Raw genomic sequence first — 21540 nt, 5'->3', positions numbered from 1 at the left:
GAAATAGCAGGATTATTGCGTAGTATTTTCGCCATCGCGATGCTGGCGGCCAGCCAGATGTGATTCCAGTACATTGCTTTTGGCAATCGGAGTGCCCGCCTGCACTGCTTTTATCCAGTCATCCGTGCCAGTCACTGCAGCAAAATTCGAATGGAATACCACACTGTAGATGCGATGGATTTCTTCCGCGCTGGCAAAGCCCGCTGCATTTGCATAGGGCAAGGCGCCGCTGGCATCGGTCAGCACTTCTACTGCATAGCCGTTGTGCGCAGCTTCATAGATGGTGCTGGCATTGCAGTTGTGGGTCATGTAGCCCACCACGCTGATGGTTGTGATCGCATTTTCCTGTAGCCAGGCAGCCGCATCGGTACCGGTAAATACGCTGGCCATATTTTTTTCTATGCGATGGTCAGCATGACGGCTGGCAACGACTTCATGCAATTGCCAGCTTTGCGAGCCACGCGCAAAAATGGGCGAATTTTCTGGCGCAGAATGCTGGACTACCAGTACGGAAACGCCGGCCTCTTTGGCTGCATCCATCGCCCTGCCGATATTGCGCAAAGATACCTGAGGGTCAGGGTATTCAATCAACATATTGCCGGTGAAATATTCGTTTTGCACATCGATGACGATCAGGGCACGTTTTACTTTTTGGTTAGCTGTAGCGGTAGTCATGGTTGCTTCCTGTTGTTGGGGTTGATCAAAAATAATCAGTTGTGTGCTGTCCATGTGCATCATTCTCGGTGAAAATGTTATATTGAATAAGTGACCCGATTGCCAATATTCGATACAATTGGGCCATGCGTACAATTAAGCCTGTCAATCGTGTGAATGTGGCTGTGCTGGCCTTTGACGGCATCAGCCCGTTTCATCTGTCTGTACCCTGCATGGTGTTTGGTGAACACCATGGCGCTGCTGGCTTGCCACAGTTTCATCTCAGCGTATGCACACCCCCCACATCCGGCAGCAGCGCCAGGGCTGACAAGTTGCGTACCGTACGCACCAATGCCGGTTTCAGCATACAGACGCGACATGGCCTGCACGTACTGGCACGCGCCGACATGGTGGTGATACCGTCCTGGCATGATGATTTGCGTCCGGCTTCACCTGAACTGTTGAAAGCGATACGGCGTGCCCACCAGGCCGGGGCACGTATCATAGGCTTGTGTCTGGGTGCGTTTGTGCTGGCAGAAGCCGGCTTGCTGGACCAGCGCAGCGCCAGCACGCACTGGGCATTGGCAAAAGAATTCGCCGAGCGTTATCCACAGATCAGGCTGGACCCGAATGTGCTGTATGTCGACCATGGTGACGTGATCACTTCTGCCGGTACGGCGGCTGGCATTGATTGCTGCCTGCATGTCTTGCGCACCAGCTATGGGGCAGAAGCAGCGGCGCATGTGGCGCGCCGCATGGTGGTGGCCCCACATCGCCAGGGTGGCCAGGCACAATACATAGAGCAGCCGCTGGCGGTGCTGGCCACGGATGAACGTCTGGCCCAAGTGCTGGAATGGATGCTGGCGCATCTGGCAGACGCCCAGCACCTGGATGAATTGGCTGCCAGGGCATTGATGAGCAGGCGCAGCTTTACCCGCCATTTCCAGCAGCAAACCGGTACCACCGTCGGCAAATGGCTGCTGAACCAGCGCCTGGTGTTTGCCCAACGGCAACTGGAAGCTGGTAAACGCTCTATTGACGATATCGCCATGGATAGCGGCTTTGGTTCTGCTTTGTTGCTGCGACGTTATTTTGCCCGCGAATTCGGGATTTCCCCCTCGGCTTACCGACGTGCATTTCGCGGTGAAGACTGAGCGCTGGCCCTTTTCCTGCGAGCGGGCACAAAATATGCCTGCATGAATGCCATGATCCCCTTTAAAATAGCTGCTACCGTATCTCTGGCCCTCAATTTATCCGATTACCATGCCTAGCATCGCTGAACTGAACATTTATCCGATCAAATCCTGTGCGGGCATACGGCTGAGCACGGCCGTCCTGACCGATACCGGCCTGAGCGCGGGTGGTGTGCATGACAGGGAATGGATGCTGGTCGATGAACAGGGCCTGTTCCTGACGCAAAGGGAATATCCGCTGATGGTAACGATACGCCCGGAACTGGGTAACAGCCATTTGCTGGTACACGCACCTGGCATGCCCGCTTTGCAACTAAGCCTGCAAATGCCGGCTAGCGCAACGGTGCAGGTGACGATCTGGGAAGAAAATTTTTCTGCCGTGGATGCGGGTGATGCAGCGGCAGCCTGGTTCACCCAGGCACTGGGTGTCAGTTGTCGGCTGGTACGTTCAAGTCCGCAAACCCGGCGTTTTGCCAATCAGAAATGGACCGGAAATAAACTCGTACCCACGCGTTTTTCTGACGGCTACCCTATTTTGTTGACAGGCACGGCATCGCTGGATGATTTGAATGAGCGCCTGCAACAACAGGGCCGTGACGCTTTACCAATGAATCGTTTTCGTCCGAATGTAGTGCTGGATGAGATGGAAGCCTTTGAAGAAGACTATGCTGCATGCTTTGAAATCGGTACGGACATACAGTTGCGCCCGGTCAAACCCTGCCCGCGCTGCCCGATACCGTCGATTGATCAGTTGACCGGCGCAGTCGGTCCCGATCCTTTGGACATCTTGCAGACTTACCGCGCCAACCCGCTGGTGGATGGCGGCATTACTTTTGGCATGAACGTGATTCTGGGCAGTGGCACCGGGCAGACCTTGCGACTTGGTGATGAAGTGAATATGCAGATTGCCTTTTAAAAGCACAAGCTTCAATATGGATAGCCCCATCCCCACACCCGACGACGATACCCTGGAGCTTGATGCTCAGGATGCGCTGCATGAATTGCAGCGCGAAAATCAGGCCTTGCGTGCGCGACTGGAAAACCTGCTGGAGCTGGCACACCGCAATCAAAGCATCATGGCGCGCCATCAAAGTTTTGATTTAAAAATCATCGGTGCCAACAGCTTCCGTGAACTGATCACCAATATTTTCAGTGCATTGGCGATTACTTCCGAACTGGATGTGGTGTCACTGGTGTTGTTCGATAAATACGGCGACCTGCAACAAATGCTGACCGACCTGAAAATCGATCTCAATGAATTCCCTCACCTGCTGTTTCTGCGACATGAAGTTGAATTAAGCCAGCCCGAATCAGCCTTGCGCAAACCGCAGTTGGGCCTGTACCAGAGTCTGGCGTATGCATCGTATTTCACCAGTTTCAACAAAAAACCGGCAAGCATCGCCATCATCCCCATGCGCCGCCAGGGCAGGCTGATCGGTTGCCTGAATGTGGGCAGCTTCCGGGCTGACCGGTTCCAGCCGAATATGGCCACCGATTTTATCGAGCGCCTGGGTTCCATCATCGCCATCTGTCTGGAAAATGTCATCAATAATGAACGGCTGACCTATATAGGCATGACCGATCCGCTGACCAATGTCAGCAACCGTCGCTATGTAGAACAGCGCGCACTGGAAGAAATAGGCCGTGCGCGCCGGCAGCGTTACAGCATCGCCTGCATGTATCTGGATATTGATTTTTTCAAACAGATCAATGACCGCTATGGTCACGAAGGTGGTGATGATGTGCTGAAGGAAGTGGCAAGGCGTATCAAGGCCGAACTGCGCCTGAGCGACACACTGGGGCGCTTTGGTGGCGAGGAATTTGTGGTGGTGCTGGTCAACACCAATCTGCATGATGCCATCCAGGTAGCAGAACGCATACGCAAGAGTATCGCCGACCAGGTATTCACATTGACGGCAGCAGGCACTTGCCAGGCCACGATTTCCATAGGCCTGACGACCATCGATGAAAAGTCCAACCAGGACAATGCCAGTGTCGTGTCGCGCGACATGCTGCAACGCGCAGACCGGGCTTTATATCAGGCTAAAAACAGCGGGCGCAATCAGGTACGCTGCTATTGAAGCGGCAAGGGACTGCTGAAACAGCAATCCCCACACCAATTTTCACTTATTGAATAGCTTACGATTCGACTTATGATTCGGCTTACGAATCAGCTTATGAATCGGCCTGCAGGCTTTCATATTTCGCCTGCAATTGTGCCGGTGTCTCACGCCATTCCGGATTGAAGGGGATACAGCTCACCGGGCACACTTGCTGGCATTGCGGTTCTTTGTAATGACCCACGCACTCGGTGCATTTATGAGGATCAATCTCATAAATTTCCGGGCCCATGTAAATCGCATCATTCGGGCATTCAGGTTCGCAGACATCGCAATTGATGCAATCATCTGTAATCATCAGGGCCATACCAACTCACTTCTCATTCAAGCGGTTTATGTCAAACCGTTATTACTGCCACTACCAGCAAATAGCGATCAATTCCTGTCGCCCAGCGCGGCCACTTTTTGTTTGAGCCAGCGATCGACGGAAGGGAATACAAATTTTGATACATCACCACCAAACATGGCAATCTCGCGCACGATGGTGCCAGAAATGAACTGGTACTGGTCCGATGGCGTCAGGAACAGGGTTTCGACATCTGGCAGCAGGTAACGATTCATGCCAGCCATCTGGAATTCATATTCAAAATCGGATACGGCACGCAAGCCGCGCACAATCACACGCGCATCATTCTTACGGACAAAGTCTTTCAGCAAGCCGGAAAAACTCTCGACCTTCACATTCGGATAATGTCCCAACACTTCATTGGCAATCGTCAGGCGTTCTTCCAGAGAGAAAAAAGGTTTTTTACTCTTGCTATCTGCCACACCCACCACCAAAGTATCAAAAAGACCCGAGGCGCGACGCACCAGATCTTCGTGACCACGCGTCAACGGATCAAATGTTCCCGGATAAACGGCTGTGACCATCTTCACTCCCTTTTTCGCAATATGCATAAGGATATGCACCAAGTTGAGCAGGCATTATGCCTGATTTTCGTGCGCCTCATGCGGCAAGATGTTGCGTTGCAGTATATGAAAGAACACACTACCTGCCTTGTCCGCCCTGACAATTTTCCATTCGGAAAGTATTTTTGCCAGGTTTTCATCGTTCTGCGGCTCTGCCAGCGAGAATTCTGCCTCCACATATAAAACTGACCTGGCATGCATCACCTGACTACACAAAGGCAGGATACGGGCCAGCCAGTCTTGTCCAAAAGGTGGATCCAGAAAAACAACATCCATGGCCTGTTGTTTGTCAGCAAATACCTGTAGCGCCTTGGCGGCATCACCACGTATCAGATTGCATTGACTGGCCTGCAACTTTTCTTTGATCTGTTCCAGTTGGCGGAAGGCCGGTGTATGTGATTCCACCATATATACCTGCGAGGCACCTCGACTGGCTGCCTCAAAACCCAGGGCACCGCTACCGGCAAACAAATCCAGGCAAGTCTTGTTATTCCAGGCATTGTCCAGCAAATGATTTAACCAGTTAAATACAGTTTCACGCACACGGTCAGGCGTAGGGCGCAGGCCCTCTGCTTCTATGACACTGAGGATGGTGCGCTTCCACTGGCCACCGATGATCCTGACCTGATGACTGGGACGTTTGATTGTTGTAATTTTTTTACTATTCGTTTTCATTGCATGCTTGACACCAGAGCATAAGTTTACCGGGCGCTGTCTGTTAGAATGGCAGCATTCTCATATCAGGATGGGCATTCTGGCCATCCGCATTCCGGTAAATCACTCCCGATGTTTAGTTTTTTTAAAAAGAAGCCCAAAGAAGAAGCACCCGTTGTTGTGCCTACTGTTGTGCCTGCTGAAGTACCTGTTATTGCGCCTGTCGAGCCTGCTGGCCCCGCTGCGGCCACGCCAGCAGCAGCCATTGCTGAAGTAACCCAGGCAGAACCAAAACGCTCATGGCTGAGCCGCCTGAAAGCGGGTCTGGCCAAGACATCCACGAATCTTACCACCCTCTTCATCGGCGCTCGTATCGATGATGATTTGTATGAAGAGCTGGAAGCGGCCCTGCTGACCGCCGATACCGGGGTGGAAGCCACACAGTTTCTGCTGGACGGGCTGAAGAAAAAGGTCAAGGAAGAAAAACTGACCGAAGCCGAACAAGTCAAATCTGCATTGAAAGTATTACTGCTGGATTTGCTTACCCCCCTGCAAAAACCGCTGGAACTGGGACGCTATCAACCACTGGTCATGATGATTACCGGCGTCAACGGTGCCGGCAAGACCACGACCATAGGCAAACTGGCCAAGCATATGCAAAGTCATCAGCAATCAGTGTTGCTGGCAGCGGGTGATACTTTCCGTGCAGCGGCGCGTGAACAACTGACGATCTGGGGCGAACGCAATAATGTCACCGTCATTTCGCAGGAATCCGGTGACCCGGCAGCGGTGGCATTTGATGCGGTCGCATCGGCCCGCGCACGCGGCACGGATATCGTGATGGTAGATACCGCCGGACGCCTGCCTACCCAGTTGCACCTGATGGAAGAGTTAAAGAAAATCAAGCGCGTAATAGGCAAGGGTATGGACGGCGCACCGCAAGAAATCTTGCTGATCATCGATGGCAATACCGGCCAAAATGCCCTGGCGCAGGTCAAGGCTTTTGACGATGCCTTGCAACTTACCGGCCTGGTGATCACCAAACTGGATGGCACGGCAAAAGGTGGCGTCTTGGCAGCGATTGCCAAAAACCGCCCGGTACCTGTGTATTTCATTGGCATAGGTGAGCAGATTGAAGATTTGCAACCCTTCAATGCGCAGGAGTTTGTGGATGCCCTGCTGAGTTGAACTGGGTTGTTGCGGCTTAAGCTTTATAGCCATCACAGCGGTGCCGAACTTACGCGACTACTGTAGTTTTGCTTCGGCACTACTATATTAATATTAGGACATACGCAAAATTGTCCCAGCAAGGCACAGCGACGAAGACAGTACGAATAGTACGGCGAGGATCTGTAACGCAGCTGGGGCAATTTTGCGTAAGTCCTAAATAAAACAGAATTTGAATGCTCACTTCCACTTCTTTCGCTTACTCTGAATTGGCCGGCCATGATAGTCTTTGAACACGTCAGCAAACAATATTCGCAAGATGCCTATGCACTGAAAGATGTGTCATTGTCGATTGCAGATGGTGAACTGATTTTTCTGGCTGGCCCTTCCGGAGCCGGCAAATCCACCCTGTTGAAAATGATCGCCGGCATAGAAAAACCCAGCAGCGGCCGGGTCAGCGTCAATGGCCAGGACATCAGCAAACTCAAGACCAGTAGCCTGCCGTATCTGCGCCGTAAGCTCGGCCTGATATTACAAGACCAGAAATTGCTGACAGACCGCAGCGTGCTGGCGAATGTGATGCTGCCACTGATCGTCACTGGCGCCTCATCTGCTGAAGCAGAGCAGCGTGCCCGCATCGCCCTGGAAAAAGTCGGCTTGCCAGACAAGGCCACTGCCTTGCCCATGGCATTGTCTGGTGGTGAACAGCAAAGGGTGGCGATTGCCCGCGCCATCGTGAATCGCCCCCAGATCATATTGGCGGATGAGCCAAGCGCTTTTCTGGATCGCGAGAATGCCAACAAGGTTCTGGGCGCACTGAGGGCTTTCCAGAGTGCGGGCGTTACCTGCATTATTTCCAGCCATGATGAACAGTTTCTGGACCAGGCCAGCCGTGTGATTTATCTGAGCCAGGGCCAGGTCGTCGATACCTGGAAATCCTCACTCGCCGCCTGATTATTATTGTTGCCCTATAGTAGCTGCCCACAGAGGAAGAATTCATGACCATCTGGTTTCGCCAGCATCTGTTTGCCTTAAAAAGCGCCCTGACACATTTACGCGGCAGCCCCGGTAATTTTCTGTTCAATGTGCTGGTGGTCGCCATTGCGCTGGCATTGCCCATCGCTGGTTTGACGCTGATAGAAAATATCCGGCCCATTTCTTCACAATTGTCGATAGAACCTGAGATCAGTATCTTTGTCAGCCCGGATACGCCACGGCCAACGGCGACGGCCTTGTCGATTCCGATCAAAAAGTTGCTTAAAGAAAAAAATATTACGGCCAGCCTGAATTTCGTCCCTAAGGACAAGGCACTGGCCAGCCTGGAACAGTCATCCAATCTGGCCGAAGTGCTGTCCACGCTGGGTGGCAACCCTTTGCCGGATGCCTATATCCTGTCGCTGTCCAACAACGATGCTGACAAGCTCGACATGCTGGTGGAAGAAATCAAGCACATGCCTGACGTCGATGTGGTGCAACTGGATTCGGCCTGGGTCAAACGGCTGGCGGCATTGGTGCAAATCATGCAGTTGGGTTTATTATTCCTGGCGGCAACACTTTCTGTCGTGGTTGTGGTGGTAGTATTTAATGCCACCCGGCTACAAGTTATATCCCATCAGTCAGCAATTGCGGTCACCCGCCTGCTGGGGGCGACCAATAGTTTTATTCACAAGCCGTATTACTATACTGGCGGCCTGCTGGGCTTGCTGGCAGGCGGTATTGCGCTTGGTTTGATTGCAGCAGCCCTGCAACCCTTGAACCTGGCCATTGCCGAATTTGCCAAACTATATGCGTCCGAGTTCCATCTGGTACCTCTGGGGATGCTGCCCAGTTTGTTCTTGCTGGCTATTAGCATGTTGCTGGGGCTGATCGGGGTGTGGCTATCTGTCAGACGACAATTGGCACGCGCCAGTTAAATTTTCATGTCAGTACGCCTTGCTCATTACATACAGATAGTCTTGTAAAGGCAAAATTTACCTCAGCGATTGCAACTTTCAGGGCGGGTGGGCATCAAAGCCTTATAAGTACTTCATATTAATACAAGTTTTTCGATAGATTTTTTTGATGGGATTCATAGAATCACAGTATTAGCACTCTTCTCAAGAGAGTGCTAATATAGGAACTTGAACGTGCCAGATCGGGTAATTGATACTCAGGATGGCAGCAATGAGGAGGAAAAATGGCAACAACTACGACACAATTAGTCCCTGCTACTGACAGCACTGCACTGGCCCTTGGCTTTAGCGGCACGCTGGGAAATATTGATGCCTATATCTCGGCAGTCAATCGCCTGCCCATGCTCACGCATGAAGAAGAAATTGATTATGCAAAAAAATTGCGTAATGACAATGATCTCGCAGCAGCGCAACAACTGGTTATGTCGCATCTGCGCCTGGTTGTCTCGATTGCACGCGGCTACCTCGGTTACGGCCTGCCCCACGCTGACCTGATCCAGGAAGGCAATATCGGCCTGATGAAAGCCGTTAAGCGTTTCGACCCTGATCAAGGTGTGCGTCTGGTGTCCTATGCCATGCACTGGATCAAGGCAGAGATGCATGAATACATCCTGAAAAACTGGCGCCTGGTTAAAGTGGCAACGACCAAGGCACAACGCAAGTTGTTCTTTAACCTGCGCAGCCATAAAGAAGGCCTGGATGCCATGACGCCCAAGCAGATTGATGCCCTGGCATCGACGCTGGATGTCAAACGTGAAGAAGTCATCGAAATGGAAATGCGCTTATCCGGTCATGATATTGCCCTGGATGCGCCTACCGATGACGATGATGAAAAATTTGCTCCTATCGCCTATCTGAAAACAGAATCTGACGAGCCTACCCGTGTGCTGGAAACACGCCAGTATGATCGTCTGCAAAGCGAAGGCCTGGAATCAGCCTTGTCCAAGCTGGATGCACGTTCACGTCACATCATCGAAGCACGCTGGTTGAAAAATGATGATGGTACCGGCGCAACCCTGCATGAGCTGGCAGATGAATACGGTGTATCTGCCGAACGCATACGCCAGATCGAAAGCGCGGCACTGAAGAAAATGAAAGGCAGCCTCGCCAGTTTCACTTCCTGAAACCGGCACTGCATAAAAAAAACACTCGATGAGTGCCTTTTTTACTTTTTGCTATCTGGTTACTACCTGGTTTTGCGCTGTTTTTTCTGTCGCGCTATCTGTGCGCTTACTGCAGCAGCATCTTCAAATCATGCGCGATTGGTTCTGGCCCCTGACCATGCCGCAAGAACAGGCGTATACGGCCTTCGGGATCAAATACGTAGCTGCCCGCTGTGTGGTCCATGGTGTAGCTGCCAGGCGTTTTGCCGGCAACCTTTTGATAAAACACCTTGAAGTCCTTGCCGACTTTGGCAGTCGCGGCGGCGTCACCATATAAGCCAAGGAAGCTGGGGTCAAAATTCGGTACATAATTGGCCAGCAGGGCCTGGGTATCCCTTTCCGGGTCTATCGTCACAAACAGGACCTGCACTTTTTGCGCCAGCGGTCCCAGGGCTTTCATGACGTTCGCCATTTCCACCATGGTGGTCGGACATACATCCGGGCACTGGGTATAGCCAAAGAAAATCACCACCGCCTTGCCACGAAAATCGGCCAGAGTGCGTGGTTTGCCGTTATGGTCGGTCAGGGCAAAGTCCTTGGCGTAATCGAGGCCGGTCAAATCGGTATTGACGAATTTTTCTGCCGGCTTCTGGCAAGCCAGCAGCGACACTGCAAGCATGGTAGCCGTCAACACTTTGAATACACTGGATATCTTCATAGCTTGATGTAGTGGTCGATCAACAAGGCCGCAAACAGCAGGGACAGGTAGATGATGGAAAAGGCAAAGGTCTTGCGGGCCAGCGCATCATCATAGTGTTTGTAGATACGCCATGCATACCAGAGGAAAATAGCACCCAGTATCACTGCACTGACCAGGTAAATCAGGCCGCTCATATGTACCGCATACGGCAACATGGTGGTGGCGAACAAGGCAATGGTGTACAGCCAGATATGGAAACGGGTAAATTCCAGGCCATGGGTGATGGGCAGCATCGGCAAGCCGGAGCGGGCATAATCATCGCGGCGATACATGGCCAGCGCCCAGAAATGTGGCGGCGTCCAGACAAAGATAATCAGGACCAGTAGCCAGGCCTGCATGGGTACATCATTGGCCACCGCAGCCCAGCCCAACGCCGGTGGCATGGCACCAGACAGTCCACCGATGACGATATTCTGTGGTGTCGCCGGTTTCAGGATAATGGTGTAGACCACGGCATAACCGACAAAGGTGACAAAGGTCAGCCACATCGTCAGTGGATTGACCATGGTGTACAGTATCCACATACCCATGCCGCCAATGACACCGGAAAATACCAGTGTCTGCAGAACGCTGATTTCACCCTGGGCCGTGGCACGGCGCGCAGTCCTTGCCATGCGCGAATCAATTTCCTTTTCTACCAGGCAATTAACTGCAAAGGCGGCACCCGCCAGCAGCCAGATACCAATAGTGGCAGCAACAACGATACGCCAGTCAGGCAAATCCGGCGTTGCCAGAAACATGCCTATCACCGCACAAAACACGGCTAACTGGGTGACACGGGGTTTGGTCAAAGCCCAGTATTGGGCAAAACGATTGAAGGGCAAACTTAAAGTGGTCATGATCTATCTTCGGCAGCGGCAAGGCTCACATGCCTTATGCGGTAGTTTAACATGGTCAGCAACAGCACAAGGGTCGCTGCGCCACCATTGTGCAAAACTGCCAGTAACAAGGGCCAGGAAAAAAACACGGTGGAGACGCCGATCAGGAACTGGGCAACAATCGCCAGCAGGATATTTCTGCCCAGTGTTTCCAGACCGGGAGTCTGGCGGGTTTTCCAGCCTGCCCACAGACAGACGGCAACCACCAGCAGCGCAAAATTGCGGTGCACCCATTGTATGGCCACCAGGGCATTGAAAGGTAGGTAATCGCCATTCACGGTCTGCCCCAGTTGCCGCCACAGGCTGAAACCATGTTCAAAATCCATTGCTGGCATCATTTCGCCATTGCATGATGGATAGTCGTGACAGGCCAAGGCAGCATAGTTGGTACTTACCCACCCACCCAAAGCGATCTGCATGAAAAGCAGCAGCAAGGCCAGGCTGGCGGGCCACAACAGGCGGCTGGCATCCACCTGTCGCAGCGCCTCACCCTGATCCTGATGACTTTGCTGTTCCAGGCTGGCACTCAGCAAGGCCAATAAGCCCATGCCGAGAATTAAGTGAGTAGTCACTATGGCAGGTTGCAGCTTGAGCGTCACTGTCCAGGCACCAAACGCCCCTTGCAGACAGACGAAGAACAGCAGGAAGGTGGATAACCAGGGTGCTGTGTTCAGTCGTTGCCTGCGCGCCCAGGCAATTGCCATTTGCGCCACGATCAGCACACCGACGCTCATGGCCAGATAGCGATGGACCATTTCTATCCAGGCTTTTTGCAAAGTTACCGGCCCGGTGGGCATGGCAATTTCTGCCGCCTTGATGGCTGCATGTGATTGCAGGGGATTAGCCTGGCCATAGCAACCCGGCCAGTCCGGACAGCCAAGGCCGGAATCGGTCAGGCGTGTGAAGGCACCAAACATGATCAACTCAAAGGTCAGCGCCACGGTGACCGCGATCAGTTTGCGGTATTTATTTTTTTCCCTGGAAAAAACCACCAGAGTCAGCGGGATCACCGCCACCATCAAACCTGTCAGTACAAGTTGCAACCACATACATCACCCTATCGCTGAAGCACGCAATAATTTGCTGAGGTCTTTCTTGATCTTGTTCGGGTCTGCATCTTTGGGGAAACGCATCATCAGGTTACCGAGCGGATCAATCATGTAGATATGATCGCTGATCTGGGTAGCACTTTCGGTCGGCAACCAGGACTTGAGCACTGCCGGATCCACTTTCAGCATGCGCGCACCATCGTGCTGGCGTATCAATGCGGTATCGATGGCGACGTCATCCGTGATCAGCCAGACCCGTTCTATCCGGTCCATTTCCTTGCCTTGTGCCACACGCAACTGGCGGATGTCATACATTTTCTTTTGACATGCTTCAGCACAGGCACCACTGTCGACTTGCAACATGATCCATTTACCTTTGTAGGCATCCAGCCCCACCACAGGATCCGTCGCGGAAGCGCCTAGTGGATGGCCGGCTATTTTCGGCATGGGGTAATTGCGCGGATCAAGTATGCTGCCATAATTGGTACGACCGCCAGGCTTGATGACGTAGTAAGCCAGGTAAGAAAAAACCATGGGGGCCGCACAGACTGCCAGCACCGTCAGTAATTTCCAGCGACCACCCGAAGTTTGTTTATCTATTTTTTCCACGACGAAATCCAGTAACAACAAAAAATACAAAAGCCATCAGGGCCAGGGCATACCATTGAAAAGCATAGCCTCTGTGCTTGTCGGCACCGGCAGATGGTAAAGGCCAGTCACGTGACAAGTTATCCTGAGTGGCGGAGGTTTGTTCCAGTACGAAAGGATAGAAATTCCATCCAGTCTGCTGCGCCAGTCCGTCCAGCTCCAGGTTCTGCACGATACTGCCAGGTTTGACGGTTTCCACTGCGCCAAGTTGCATGACGCGGTCCAATTGATCCCTGACTATGCCTTCCAGCACCAGCTCGCCTGTCGGCGCAGGTGCGGCTGACACATGCATGCGATCACGTGCATCGCGTTGCTGCCAGCCCCGGGCCACCAGCACATAACGGTTACCGCCTGCCAGCTTGAAGGGCATCAGCACATACAGACCGGCCTTGCCCTGCAAGGGGCGATTATCCAGGTAAACCGGCCATTCATTGATGAACTGGCCGCGCAACTGCAATGTGCGAAATGGCAATATCTGTGTTGCCGGTGTCGCTGCCGTCAATGCCAGCGCTGGCAAGTGCAGGCGCTCGGCCATCTGCGCGGCAATCAATTCCTTTTCTTGCGCGCGTCGCGTCTGCCATTGTGCCAACGCAATGCCCAGGCTGACCAACAGCAGGCAGGCAATGAAAGGGATGGGGCGAAAACGGAAGGAAATAGGCATTCAGGTATTAAGGTATTACAATGAGAACATCAGTTAAACCAGCATCAACAATAGCTCAGTATGAAAATTCTTGTCGCCATCGCGTTTTTCCTCATCCTCTTCAGCCTGGGATCTGCCCTGGTCTATCTGATGAAAGACAAGGGAAAAAGTAATCGCACCGTCAAAGCACTGGCATTTCGTGTCGGATTTTCCATCACCCTGTTTTTGCTGATCCTGCTGGCCAATCATTTTGGCTTGATACAGCCGACCGGCATCAGGTGAATCTGGCTACAGCAATTCTGCCCAGCGAATCCTTGAATCCAATCCAAACAATAAAGCACTTTGAGGACTACGCAAAATCGTCCTGGCAAGGTGTCCGCGGTGACCGTACCTTAATATGCGGCACCCGGCAGATAGGCTGCAACGCAGCCAGTGCCGGCTTGCGTAAGTCTTATTTATATATGTAAAAAAGCCGCACTATCTGTGCGGCTTTTTTATGCCATAGCTACCAAGTGGCTATGAACGCTTACAGCCAGTATACCACCACGTACAGACCGAGCCAGACCACGTCGACAAAGTGCCAGTACCAGGCGGCACCTTCAAATGCGAAATGGTGTTCAGGTGTGAAATGGCCCTTCAACACACGGTACAGTACCACGGACAACATGATCGCACCCATGGTCACATGGAAGCCATGGAAACCAGTCAGCATGAAGAATGTGGAACCGTAGATGCCGGAAGTCAGCTTCAGGTTCAGTTCATGGTAAGCATGGATATATTCGTAAGCCTGGAAGCCCATGAACACGGCGCCCAGCAATACGGTAGCAAACAACCAGATTGCTGTTTTCGCGCGATGGCCTTCACGCAGTGCATGATGGGAAATCGTCAGCGTTACACCAGAAGTCAGCAACAGTGCTGTATTGATGGTAGGGATAGGGAAAGGGCCCATGGTCTTGAAGGCTTCGATGGTGCCAGCCGGACCGGTGTTACCCCAGTTGGCAGCAAAATCAGGCCACAATACCTTGTGATCCAGATCAGCCAGCCAAGGCATACTGATGCTGCGTGCATAAAACAGGGCGCCGAAGAAAGCTGCAAAGAACATCACTTCAGAGAAGATGAACCAACTCATGCTCCAGCGGAAGGATACGTCAATACGTGCGCTGTATTTACCGCCTTCGGATTCGGCAATCGCATCACCAAACCAGTTGTACAACACGACCAGCGTCAGGATGATACCGGCAAAGTTCAGATAAGAACCCCATGCCTGACCATTGACCCAGGCCGACGCGCCAAGCATGGTCAGCAATAAGGTGGTGCCAGCGAGAACAGGCCATTTGGATGGGCCTGGCACAAAATAATAGGGCACTTTAGCGTGTTGAGAACTCATTTCCATCTCCCGATGCAATTTAATTTACTACTTGAATTGTTATTTGGCGACAACATGCTTCACGATCACAATCAGCGTTGCGATAAAAATCAACGCGCCTATGATACCGGCAATTATCACGTGAACAGGATTCAACTGCGCTGCATCCTGTTCATAATCATTTTTCTTGCGTATCCCTAAAAAAGACCAGAATACGGCTTTCATTGTTGCTAAAAACGAAGCCTTGCGCTTGCTTGCTTCTTTTAAATCTGTCATGACTTGCCCTGTCCTTCTCCCGCTGCCGCCTGCGGTTTACCGCCGACTTCGAAGAAGGTGTAAGACAAGGTAATCGTCTTTACATCCTTGGGCAAGGCCGGGTCTATATAAAACACCACCGGCATTTGCCGCGCTTCATTCGGCCCCAGCGTTTGCTGCTTGAAGCAAAAACATTCCATTTTCTTGAAGTAACCGCTGGCCTGTTGTGGTGCGTAGCTTGGTATTGCCTGCGCATCCATCTTGTAAGCCTGCTTGTTGACTACTTCGTAGACGACTTGCGTCATCTCACCGGGATGCACTTTCATGCTTGCCACGGTTGGGCGAAAACGCCATGGACCTTGCGTATTCGCATCAAACTCTATGGTGACTTCACGACTTCTGTCGATCTGTGAATTCGATATTTCTTTTACCGAAATATCCTTGGGGGTCAGAATATTTACCCCTGTCAATTCACAAATCTGTTTATAGACAGGCACCAGCGCATACCCGAAACCGAACATCAAGACTGCAATCACCAGCAACTTGCCCAGCATTTTTGCATTCAGCTTGCGCCTGCCGCCTGCGTCGGGTTCATCTTGCAACATGCACTATCCCTATCAGCGTAACCAGGTCTGCTTGATGATGACGCCGGCAAAAAACACCAGCGCCACAGAAAACAAAATGATGGCTGTTCGCAAGTTGTTCGGTTTTTTTTGATTACTCATTTTTTGTCTTGCTCCGGTATACCCGGAGCAAGCCTAAGCCGTACTGCTATTATTTGAATTCTGGTGGTTCTTCAAACGTATGGAAAGGTGCAGGGCTAGGCACTGTCCATTCCAGACCTTCAGCGCCATCCCACGGTTTCGCAGGTGCTGGCTGGCCACCTTTGATGGACGGGATCACCACTGCCAGGATGAAGTACACCTGTATCAAGCCAAAACCAAATGCACCTATCGTTGCAAGCTGATTGAAATCAGTGAACTGCGCAGGGTAGTCGGCATAACGACGTGGCATACCTGCCAGACCCAGGAAATGCATAGGGAAGAAGGTCACGTTGAAGAAGATCAGCGAACCCCAGAAGTGGATCTTGCCACGCAGTTCGTTGTACATGAAACCAGTCCACTTCGGACTCCAGTAGTAATAACCGGCGAACAGAGCAAACAGGGAACCCGCCACCAATACATAGTGGAAGTGAGCAACCACGTAGTAAGTATCTTGCAACTGGATATCAATCGGTGTCACCGCCAGGATCAGGCCTGTGAAACCACCCATGGTGAATACGAAGATGAAGCCGACAGCAAACAGCATAGGTGTCTCGAAAGTCATCGAACCTTTCCACATTGTTGCTACCCAGTTAAACACTTTCACACCGGTAGGTACCGAGATCAGCATGGTGGCATACATGAAGAACAACTGTGCCGTCACTGGCATACCGGTTGTAAACATGTGATGCGCCCAGACGATGAAGGACAGGATCGCGATGGATGCTGTTGCATACACCATCGATGCATAACCAAACAAAGGCTTGCGGGAAAATGCAGGAACGATCTGTGAAACAATACCGAAGGCCGGCAAAATCATGATGTACACCTCTGGATGTCCGAAGAACCAGAAAATGTGTTGATACATGACAGGGTCACCGCCACCTGCAGCATTGAAGAAGGACGTACCGAAATGACGGTCAGTCAAAGTCATGGTGATCGCACCAGCCAGAACCGGCATCACAGCGATCAGCAGGTAAGCTGTAATCAACCAGGTCCAGCAGAACATCGGCATCTTCATCAGTGTCATGCCAGGAGCGCGCATGTTCAGGATGGTGGTGATGATGTTGATCGAACCCATGATGGAAGATGCACCCATGATGTGGACAGCGAAAATCGCCATGTCCATACCAGGGCCCATCTGTGTCGACAATGGCGCATACAGAGTCCAGCCGGCAGCAGTAGCGCCGCCAGGTACCCAGAAGGAACCCAACAGCAACAGCGCTGCCGGTGGCATGAGCCAGAACGAGAAGTTGTTCATGCGGGCAAATGCCATATCGGACGCGCCGATTTGCAGCGGGATCATCCAGTTGGCAAAGCCAACGAAAGCCGGCATGATCGCGCCAAACACCATGATCAGACCATGCATGGTGGTCAACTGGTTAAAGAACTCAGGCTGCATGAGTTGCAAGCCTGGCTGGAACAATTCGCTACGAATGCCCAAAGCCATGACACCACCGGCCAGCAACATAGTGAAAGCGAACCACAGATACAGGCTACCGATATCTTTATGGTTGGTTGCAAACAACCAGCGCTGCCAACCATGGGGATGGTCATGCGCGTGGTCGTGAGCGTGATCAGCTGTAGTAGTGCTCATCTTTTCTCCTGTTCTTCCTGTTTATTACTTACGCGCAGCCAAAACTTCAGCCGGTTGGACGATGTTTTGTTCGGCTTTATTGGACCAGCTATTGCGTGTGTAAGTAATTACCGCTGCAATTTCAGTATCCGACAAAGTTGCCTTCCAGGCTGGCATACCACCTTTACCATTGAGCACAATACCAATCTGCGCTTCTTTTGGTCCGGTGACAACAGCAGAACCATCGAGTGCAGGGAAAGCACCAGGCAAACCTTTACCCGTTGGTTGATGGCAGGCCACGCAGTTCGCTGCATACACTTTTTCGCCGCGCTGTTTCAACTCGTCTATCGTCCAGACTTTGCTAGGATCATCTGCCTTGGCAGCCATTTCCTTTTTCTTGACGTCTACCCATTTTTTGTAGTCGTCATCAGAAACCACTTTGACCACGATAGGCATGAAAGCATGTTCTTTACCGCACAATTCCACGCATTGACCACGGTAAGTACCGATTTTCTCAGCCTTGAACCAGGTATCACGCACAAAACCAGGGATCGCATCTTGCTTGACGCCGAAAGCCGGAATAGTCCAGGAATGGATGACGTCATTCGCTGTCGTGATGATGCGGACTTTCTTATTGACCGGCACGATCACTTCGTTATCCACTTCCAGCAGATAGTTGTCACCGCGTTTTTCAGTCGGCTCAACACCTGGCGCACCCACTTGCGTACGAGGAGTAGACAGTGTGGACAGGAAGGAAATGCCTTCGCCTTCACCCTTCAGGTAGTCATAGCCCCATTTCCATTGCATGCCGGTGGCTTTAATGGTGATGTCGGCATTCGACGTGTCTTTCATTGCCACAACCGTTTTGGTTGCAGGCAAAGCCATGACGATAACGATAATGAATGGAACAATAGTCCATGCAATTTCAACTGCCGTACTTTCATGGAAAGTGGCAGCCTTGTGACCAACAGATTTGCGATGCTTCAATATGGAGTAGAACATCACCCCGAAAACTGCAACAAAAATCACCAGACAGATAACCAACATCAGGTTATGAATGGAATAGATTTGCTCTGCAATTTGTGTGACAGGCGGTTGCAGATTTAACTGCTTTATCGCCGGCCCGCCCTGGCTGTCAACAGCCGGACCATTCACCACCGCCCAAGACGGCAGACTAGCCGCCAACAGCGAAGCACCCAGCATGAACGACTTTAATCGCTTAGCATGTTTCATGAATTTCCCCAAAACCCGATTAGAATTCTTTTAACAGAGCGCCAGGGACACAGATTCAAAAATTACAAATGCGTACCGGCAACTTCCACAACTGCGAGAGTATAAGGCGTAAAGCAGGGTGATATCAAGCAGAATACATAGTGGCTAGCCATGATCTGGCTCAAATGTCACAAAGATTTATGCCAGGAAATCCAGCTTTCCACCTATTCATTGACGTGAGTTAAAGCCCTTTTTTGTGTGGATCGAAGCGGATAATGGCTTCGCCTGCTGCAGTTTTTCTGGATACCGGACGGAATGCATGGCCATACACAATTTCAAAACTCAGCACTAACTGTCCCTGCGCATTGCGCTGCTTTTCCAGCCCGCTCAGCAACTTGCGGTAGGCACTGCGACCAAACAGACCCTGACGGCGCGTCATCAAAGGATTACCGCCTATGGCACGCACATCCTGCAAGAGTTTATTCGCATCCATATAGGTCAAAGTAATTTTTTCCATATCCATGACCGGCGTGGAAAATCCCGCATTCACCAGCATATCGCCAAAATCATGCATATCGACAAAAGGAATGGTATGCGGCAATTCATCAACACCGGCGAAAGCCTGGCGCAACTCGATCAGGGTATCCGGGCCGAAGCAGGAAAACATCAGCAACCCTTCAGTACGCAATACCCGACGCCATTCAGCAAATACCAGATCGGGTTGTGGATGCCAGTGCAAGGCCAGGTTCGACCAGATCAGATCCATGGACGCATTCGCCAGTGGCAAGCGGGCGAAATCGGCGCACAATAATTGCTGGGCTGCCTCTTGCCGCAATACACCCGGTGTCCATTTCGCCAGCAAACGGCCAACTGCAGACAGAGCAGCTTGCTGTTTTTGCAAGCCTGCCTGCAACATCGATAAAGAAGCATCGACGCCGTAGGCAAGCGCGCCGGGATAATTTTTTTGCAACTCGGCCACATCATCGGTTTCGCCACAGCCTGCATCCAGCAGGCTGTGCGGCTGAATTTTCACCAGTTCCAGTTTTTCCCGCATGCGGCTGGCAATTTCACGTCGCAGGAAGGCGGATGGCCGGATTTTTTCTGGCTGGGCAAACAGGCGACGAACCAGTTGCAAATCTATGGGGGCACTCAACATAAGCAAATAATGATTTTAACAACACTGAACATGCGATAAGCTGGCAGTTTACACGCTTGCTTACCAGCTTGCCTCCCTCATCACAGATAAACTCATGCAAGGCTTACCCGGCACCCTGTTGCGCCACCTTAAACATAGTGTCAGCACACTGCTCCCCGGCAGTTGCGCCTTGTGCCGGCAACCGGCCGACATGGCCGTCTGCACGGGCTGTCGCCACGCCTATTTTGAACAACACCAGGAACGCTGCCTGCAATGTGCCCTGCCCCTGCCCGCCAATGCCGCCAGCCTGCGTTGCGGCGATTGCCTGCGCAATCCGCCCGCGTTTGACATGACGGTCGCCGTCTGTGACTACGCCGCCCCGCAAGATCAACTGATACTGGCGCTTAAATTTGGCCATGAGTTAGCACTTGCCCCGTGGTTTGCTGCCATGTTACGCGACAGTATTCTGCGTCGGCCCGCTTTTGAATTACCCCATTACCTGTGTGCCGTGCCACTGGGTGCGCAAAGACTGGCCGAGCGCGGCTTCAACCAGGCGCTGGAAATTGCCCGCCCGCTATCACGGCAGTTGGGTGTACCGCTGCACACGAAACTTTTGCATCGCAGCCGTGAGACAGCCAGGCAGAGCAGCCTGCCGATTGATGCTCGCGCCCGCAATATCAGACAAGCCTTCAGCCTTGACGAACATGCACAGCATACGGTGAAGGACTTGCACATCGGCATCATCGATGATGTCATGACCACTGGCATGACCATGCATGAAATCGCTACAATGCTGAAACGTTTTGGCGCGGCCAAAGTCAGCACTTACGTGTTTGCCCGCACCCTTCCCCACACTTAATGAAGGAAATACCTTGTTTCACGTCGTCCTGGTTGAACCGGAAATCCCACCAAATACTGGCAATATCATACGTTTGTGCGCCAACACCGGGGTGCAACTGCACCTGATCGAGCCCCTCGGCTTTCCGCTGGACGATAGCAAGATGAAGCGCGCGGGTCTGGATTACCACGACTATGCCACCATGAAAGTGCATAAAAACTGGGAGGCCTTCCTGGCTGCGGAACAACCAGACACGCAACGCATGTTCGCCATGACCACGCATGGGTCCTCGACCTTTGCCAGCCTGGCTTTCCAGCCGGGTGATTATTTTGTGTTTGGCGCTGAAACACGCGGCCTGGCACCTGCATTGCGCGAATCATTCCCGCCTGGACAGCGTATACGCCTACCGATGCGGCCAGACAACCGCAGCCTGAACCTGTCCAACACCGTGGCAGTGGTCGTGTATGAGGCATGGAGACAAAACGGTTTTGCAGGCGGTAGTTGAGCAGCACACTAAGCACCACCCCAAGCACAACACGACAAACGACACAGCAGACAGCAATACAGCGGAGGTCCGATTACCGTAATTACCACATCAGCAATGGAAATTTATTTAATTCTCCAGAACATCCTTTAGGATTCATATATCACATCCTGATTCTGGACGATT

Annotated in this window: 26 protein-coding genes; 10 read left to right on the top strand and 16 right to left on the bottom strand. The window is 52.0% G+C overall.

The window, feature by feature from the left end; all coding sequences use genetic code 11:
- Positions 1-12 precede the first annotated feature (12 nt).
- Positions 13-675: a cysteine hydrolase family protein gene (locus ACO0LM_RS07130; protein ID WP_423035625.1), complete on the bottom strand. Its 663-nt coding sequence runs from the start codon at positions 673-675 to the stop codon at positions 13-15.
- 125 nt (positions 676-800) lie between these two features.
- On the opposite strand from ACO0LM_RS07130, the gene ACO0LM_RS07125 reads away from it, so the two are divergent.
- The 3 genes from ACO0LM_RS07125 to ACO0LM_RS07115 all read left to right on the top strand — a co-directional run bounded on the left by ACO0LM_RS07125 (position 801) and on the right by ACO0LM_RS07115 (position 3928).
- On the top strand, positions 801-1808 hold the full coding sequence (locus tag ACO0LM_RS07125; RefSeq protein ID WP_423035623.1) for a GlxA family transcriptional regulator: 1008 nt from the start codon (positions 801-803) through the stop codon (positions 1806-1808).
- A gap of 109 nt (positions 1809-1917) precedes the next feature.
- Positions 1918-2763, top strand: a complete 846-nt coding sequence (locus ACO0LM_RS07120) for an MOSC domain-containing protein (RefSeq protein ID WP_423035621.1) — start codon at positions 1918-1920, stop codon at positions 2761-2763.
- A 16-nt stretch (positions 2764-2779) separates the two neighbouring features.
- Positions 2780-3928 carry a DUF484 family protein gene (locus tag ACO0LM_RS07115; RefSeq protein ID WP_423035619.1) on the top strand — a complete coding sequence of 383 codons (1149 nt, stop codon included), beginning with the start codon at positions 2780-2782 and terminating at the stop codon, positions 3926-3928.
- A 94-nt stretch (positions 3929-4022) separates the two neighbouring features.
- Here the strand turns inward: ACO0LM_RS07115 and ACO0LM_RS07110 are convergent, their stop codons facing one another.
- The 3 genes from ACO0LM_RS07110 to rsmD all read right to left on the bottom strand — a co-directional run bounded on the left by ACO0LM_RS07110 (position 4023) and on the right by rsmD (position 5551).
- Entirely contained in the window at positions 4023-4274 is a 252-nt protein-coding gene (locus tag ACO0LM_RS07110; protein ID WP_422983421.1) for a YfhL family 4Fe-4S dicluster ferredoxin, read from the bottom strand.
- Positions 4275-4342: 68 nt separating this feature from the next.
- The gene (gene coaD / locus ACO0LM_RS07105) at positions 4343-4837 is read right to left on the bottom strand and encodes a pantetheine-phosphate adenylyltransferase (RefSeq protein ID WP_422983423.1); all 495 of its coding nucleotides are present in this window, start codon (positions 4835-4837) and stop codon (positions 4343-4345) included.
- A gap of 54 nt (positions 4838-4891) precedes the next feature.
- Positions 4892-5551, bottom strand: coding sequence for a 16S rRNA (guanine(966)-N(2))-methyltransferase RsmD (gene rsmD, locus ACO0LM_RS07100; RefSeq protein WP_423035617.1), 660 nt, complete (start codon positions 5549-5551; stop codon positions 4892-4894).
- Positions 5552-5662: 111 nt separating this feature from the next.
- Here rsmD and ftsY point away from each other — a divergent pair, with 111 nt between their 5' ends.
- The 4 genes from ftsY (at position 5663) to rpoH (ending at position 9773) form a co-directional block, all read left to right on the top strand.
- Positions 5663-6718: a signal recognition particle-docking protein FtsY gene (ftsY, locus tag ACO0LM_RS07095; RefSeq protein WP_423035864.1), complete on the top strand. Its 1056-nt coding sequence runs from the start codon at positions 5663-5665 to the stop codon at positions 6716-6718.
- Between the two features lie 258 nt (positions 6719-6976).
- Positions 6977-7651, top strand: a complete 675-nt coding sequence (locus ACO0LM_RS07090; protein ID WP_423035615.1) for a cell division ATP-binding protein FtsE — start codon at positions 6977-6979, stop codon at positions 7649-7651.
- Between the two features lie 44 nt (positions 7652-7695).
- Positions 7696-8610, top strand: coding sequence for a cell division protein FtsX (locus tag ACO0LM_RS07085; RefSeq protein ID WP_423035613.1), 915 nt, complete (start codon positions 7696-7698; stop codon positions 8608-8610).
- A 263-nt stretch (positions 8611-8873) separates the two neighbouring features.
- Complete coding sequence (rpoH, locus tag ACO0LM_RS07080) at positions 8874-9773, top strand: RNA polymerase sigma factor RpoH (RefSeq protein WP_422983433.1); 900 nt, start codon at positions 8874-8876, stop codon at positions 9771-9773.
- 106 nt (positions 9774-9879) lie between these two features.
- Here rpoH and ACO0LM_RS07075 read toward each other — a convergent pair whose 3' ends face one another.
- The 5 genes from ACO0LM_RS07075 to ACO0LM_RS07055 are packed head-to-tail and all read right to left on the bottom strand — an operon-like array spanning position 9880 to position 13748.
- Positions 9880-10470 (bottom strand): SCO family protein, encoded by a 591-nt coding sequence (locus ACO0LM_RS07075; RefSeq protein WP_423035611.1) that lies wholly within the window; start codon positions 10468-10470, stop codon positions 9880-9882.
- Positions 10467-11351 carry a heme o synthase gene (cyoE, locus tag ACO0LM_RS07070; protein ID WP_423035609.1) on the bottom strand — a complete coding sequence of 295 codons (885 nt, stop codon included), beginning with the start codon at positions 11349-11351 and terminating at the stop codon, positions 10467-10469. The genes ACO0LM_RS07075 and cyoE overlap by 4 nt, the downstream gene beginning before the upstream one ends.
- Positions 11348-12439 carry a COX15/CtaA family protein gene (locus ACO0LM_RS07065; RefSeq protein WP_423035607.1) on the bottom strand — a complete coding sequence of 364 codons (1092 nt, stop codon included), beginning with the start codon at positions 12437-12439 and terminating at the stop codon, positions 11348-11350. Before ACO0LM_RS07065 ends, cyoE begins: the two co-directional genes overlap by 4 nt.
- A gap of 3 nt (positions 12440-12442) precedes the next feature.
- A complete protein-coding gene (locus tag ACO0LM_RS07060; RefSeq protein WP_423035862.1) occupies positions 12443-13039 on the bottom strand; it encodes an SCO family protein in 597 nt (198 codons plus the stop codon).
- Complete coding sequence (locus ACO0LM_RS07055; protein WP_423035605.1) at positions 13032-13748, bottom strand: SURF1 family protein; 717 nt, start codon at positions 13746-13748, stop codon at positions 13032-13034. The genes ACO0LM_RS07060 and ACO0LM_RS07055 overlap by 8 nt, the downstream gene beginning before the upstream one ends.
- Positions 13749-13808: 60 nt before the next feature.
- On the opposite strand from ACO0LM_RS07055, the gene ACO0LM_RS07050 reads away from it, so the two are divergent.
- Positions 13809-14009 (top strand): twin transmembrane helix small protein, encoded by a 201-nt coding sequence (locus ACO0LM_RS07050; RefSeq protein WP_110256438.1) that lies wholly within the window; start codon positions 13809-13811, stop codon positions 14007-14009.
- Between the two features lie 244 nt (positions 14010-14253).
- On the opposite strand, the gene ACO0LM_RS07045 is transcribed toward ACO0LM_RS07050, so the two are convergent.
- The 7 genes from ACO0LM_RS07045 to ACO0LM_RS07015 all read right to left on the bottom strand — a co-directional run bounded on the left by ACO0LM_RS07045 (position 14254) and on the right by ACO0LM_RS07015 (position 20053).
- Entirely contained in the window at positions 14254-15114 is an 861-nt protein-coding gene (locus ACO0LM_RS07045; protein ID WP_423035603.1) for a cytochrome c oxidase subunit 3, read from the bottom strand.
- A 39-nt stretch (positions 15115-15153) separates the two neighbouring features.
- Positions 15154-15369 carry a DUF2970 domain-containing protein gene (locus ACO0LM_RS07040; RefSeq protein ID WP_422983446.1) on the bottom strand — a complete coding sequence of 72 codons (216 nt, stop codon included), beginning with the start codon at positions 15367-15369 and terminating at the stop codon, positions 15154-15156.
- Positions 15366-15953 (bottom strand): cytochrome c oxidase assembly protein, encoded by a 588-nt coding sequence (locus ACO0LM_RS07035; RefSeq protein WP_423035601.1) that lies wholly within the window; start codon positions 15951-15953, stop codon positions 15366-15368. Before ACO0LM_RS07035 ends, ACO0LM_RS07040 begins: the two co-directional genes overlap by 4 nt.
- Before the next feature lie 12 nt (positions 15954-15965).
- Complete coding sequence (locus tag ACO0LM_RS07030; RefSeq protein WP_222619350.1) at positions 15966-16073, bottom strand: cytochrome oxidase small assembly protein; 108 nt, start codon at positions 16071-16073, stop codon at positions 15966-15968.
- Between the two features lie 49 nt (positions 16074-16122).
- On the bottom strand, positions 16123-17706 hold the full coding sequence (ctaD, locus tag ACO0LM_RS07025) for a cytochrome c oxidase subunit I (RefSeq protein ID WP_423035599.1): 1584 nt from the start codon (positions 17704-17706) through the stop codon (positions 16123-16125).
- A gap of 24 nt (positions 17707-17730) precedes the next feature.
- Complete coding sequence (gene coxB / locus ACO0LM_RS07020; protein WP_423035597.1) at positions 17731-18918, bottom strand: cytochrome c oxidase subunit II; 1188 nt, start codon at positions 18916-18918, stop codon at positions 17731-17733.
- Positions 18919-19138: 220 nt separating this feature from the next.
- Positions 19139-20053: a methyltransferase domain-containing protein gene (locus ACO0LM_RS07015; RefSeq protein ID WP_423035595.1), complete on the bottom strand. Its 915-nt coding sequence runs from the start codon at positions 20051-20053 to the stop codon at positions 19139-19141.
- 94 nt (positions 20054-20147) lie between these two features.
- Between ACO0LM_RS07015 and ACO0LM_RS07010 the strand changes: the two genes are divergently transcribed.
- Both ACO0LM_RS07010 and trmL read left to right on the top strand, forming a co-directional pair.
- Complete coding sequence (locus ACO0LM_RS07010; RefSeq protein WP_423035593.1) at positions 20148-20891, top strand: phosphoribosyltransferase family protein; 744 nt, start codon at positions 20148-20150, stop codon at positions 20889-20891.
- Between the two features lie 13 nt (positions 20892-20904).
- Positions 20905-21375 (top strand): tRNA (uridine(34)/cytosine(34)/5-carboxymethylaminomethyluridine(34)-2'-O)-methyltransferase TrmL, encoded by a 471-nt coding sequence (trmL, locus tag ACO0LM_RS07005; RefSeq protein WP_423035591.1) that lies wholly within the window; start codon positions 20905-20907, stop codon positions 21373-21375.
- The last annotated feature ends 165 nt before the right edge of the window (positions 21376-21540 follow it).

The sequence above is a fragment of the Undibacterium sp. Di26W genome (assembly GCF_049340265.1).
GTDB lineage: Bacteria > Pseudomonadota > Gammaproteobacteria > Burkholderiales > Burkholderiaceae_D > Undibacterium.
This window is presented reverse-complemented; position numbering and strand designations above follow the sequence as displayed.

Bases quoted from the DNA above. Each gene is read 5' to 3' on its own strand.
- cyoE (WP_423035609.1), bottom strand. From the start codon at position 11,351: ATGACCACTTTAAGTTTGCCCTTCAATCGTTTTGCCCAATACTGGGCT.
- ACO0LM_RS07075 (WP_423035611.1), bottom strand. From the start codon at position 10,470: ATGAAGATATCCAGTGTATTCAAAGTGTTGACGGCTACCATGCTTGCA.
- ACO0LM_RS07015 (WP_423035595.1), bottom strand. From the start codon at position 20,053: ATGTTGAGTGCCCCCATAGATTTGCAACTGGTTCGTCGCCTGTTTGCC.
- ACO0LM_RS07085 (WP_423035613.1), top strand. From the start codon at position 7,696: ATGACCATCTGGTTTCGCCAGCATCTGTTTGCCTTAAAAAGCGCCCTG.
- rpoH (WP_422983433.1), top strand. From the start codon at position 8,874: ATGGCAACAACTACGACACAATTAGTCCCTGCTACTGACAGCACTGCA.
- ctaD (WP_423035599.1), bottom strand. From the start codon at position 17,706: ATGAGCACTACTACAGCTGATCACGCTCACGACCACGCGCATGACCAT.
- ACO0LM_RS07045 (WP_423035603.1), bottom strand. From the start codon at position 15,114: ATGAGTTCTCAACACGCTAAAGTGCCCTATTATTTTGTGCCAGGCCCA.
- ACO0LM_RS07010 (WP_423035593.1), top strand. From the start codon at position 20,148: ATGCAAGGCTTACCCGGCACCCTGTTGCGCCACCTTAAACATAGTGTC.
- ACO0LM_RS07055 (WP_423035605.1), bottom strand. From the start codon at position 13,748: ATGCCTATTTCCTTCCGTTTTCGCCCCATCCCTTTCATTGCCTGCCTG.
- rsmD (WP_423035617.1), bottom strand. From the start codon at position 5,551: ATGAAAACGAATAGTAAAAAAATTACAACAATCAAACGTCCCAGTCAT.
- coaD (WP_422983423.1), bottom strand. From the start codon at position 4,837: ATGGTCACAGCCGTTTATCCGGGAACATTTGATCCGTTGACGCGTGGT.
- ACO0LM_RS07030 (WP_222619350.1), bottom strand. From the start codon at position 16,073: ATGAGTAATCAAAAAAAACCGAACAACTTGCGAACAGCCATCATTTTG.
- ACO0LM_RS07110 (WP_422983421.1), bottom strand. From the start codon at position 4,274: ATGGCCCTGATGATTACAGATGATTGCATCAATTGCGATGTCTGCGAA.
- ACO0LM_RS07115 (WP_423035619.1), top strand. From the start codon at position 2,780: ATGGATAGCCCCATCCCCACACCCGACGACGATACCCTGGAGCTTGAT.
- ACO0LM_RS07120 (WP_423035621.1), top strand. From the start codon at position 1,918: ATGCCTAGCATCGCTGAACTGAACATTTATCCGATCAAATCCTGTGCG.
- ACO0LM_RS07035 (WP_423035601.1), bottom strand. From the start codon at position 15,953: ATGTTGCAAGATGAACCCGACGCAGGCGGCAGGCGCAAGCTGAATGCA.
- ACO0LM_RS07130 (WP_423035625.1), bottom strand. From the start codon at position 675: ATGACTACCGCTACAGCTAACCAAAAAGTAAAACGTGCCCTGATCGTC.
- ACO0LM_RS07125 (WP_423035623.1), top strand. From the start codon at position 801: ATGCGTACAATTAAGCCTGTCAATCGTGTGAATGTGGCTGTGCTGGCC.
- ACO0LM_RS07050 (WP_110256438.1), top strand. From the start codon at position 13,809: ATGAAAATTCTTGTCGCCATCGCGTTTTTCCTCATCCTCTTCAGCCTG.
- ACO0LM_RS07040 (WP_422983446.1), bottom strand. From the start codon at position 15,369: ATGACAGATTTAAAAGAAGCAAGCAAGCGCAAGGCTTCGTTTTTAGCA.
- ACO0LM_RS07065 (WP_423035607.1), bottom strand. From the start codon at position 12,439: ATGTGGTTGCAACTTGTACTGACAGGTTTGATGGTGGCGGTGATCCCG.
- ftsY (WP_423035864.1), top strand. From the start codon at position 5,663: ATGTTTAGTTTTTTTAAAAAGAAGCCCAAAGAAGAAGCACCCGTTGTT.
- coxB (WP_423035597.1), bottom strand. From the start codon at position 18,918: ATGAAACATGCTAAGCGATTAAAGTCGTTCATGCTGGGTGCTTCGCTG.
- ACO0LM_RS07090 (WP_423035615.1), top strand. From the start codon at position 6,977: ATGATAGTCTTTGAACACGTCAGCAAACAATATTCGCAAGATGCCTAT.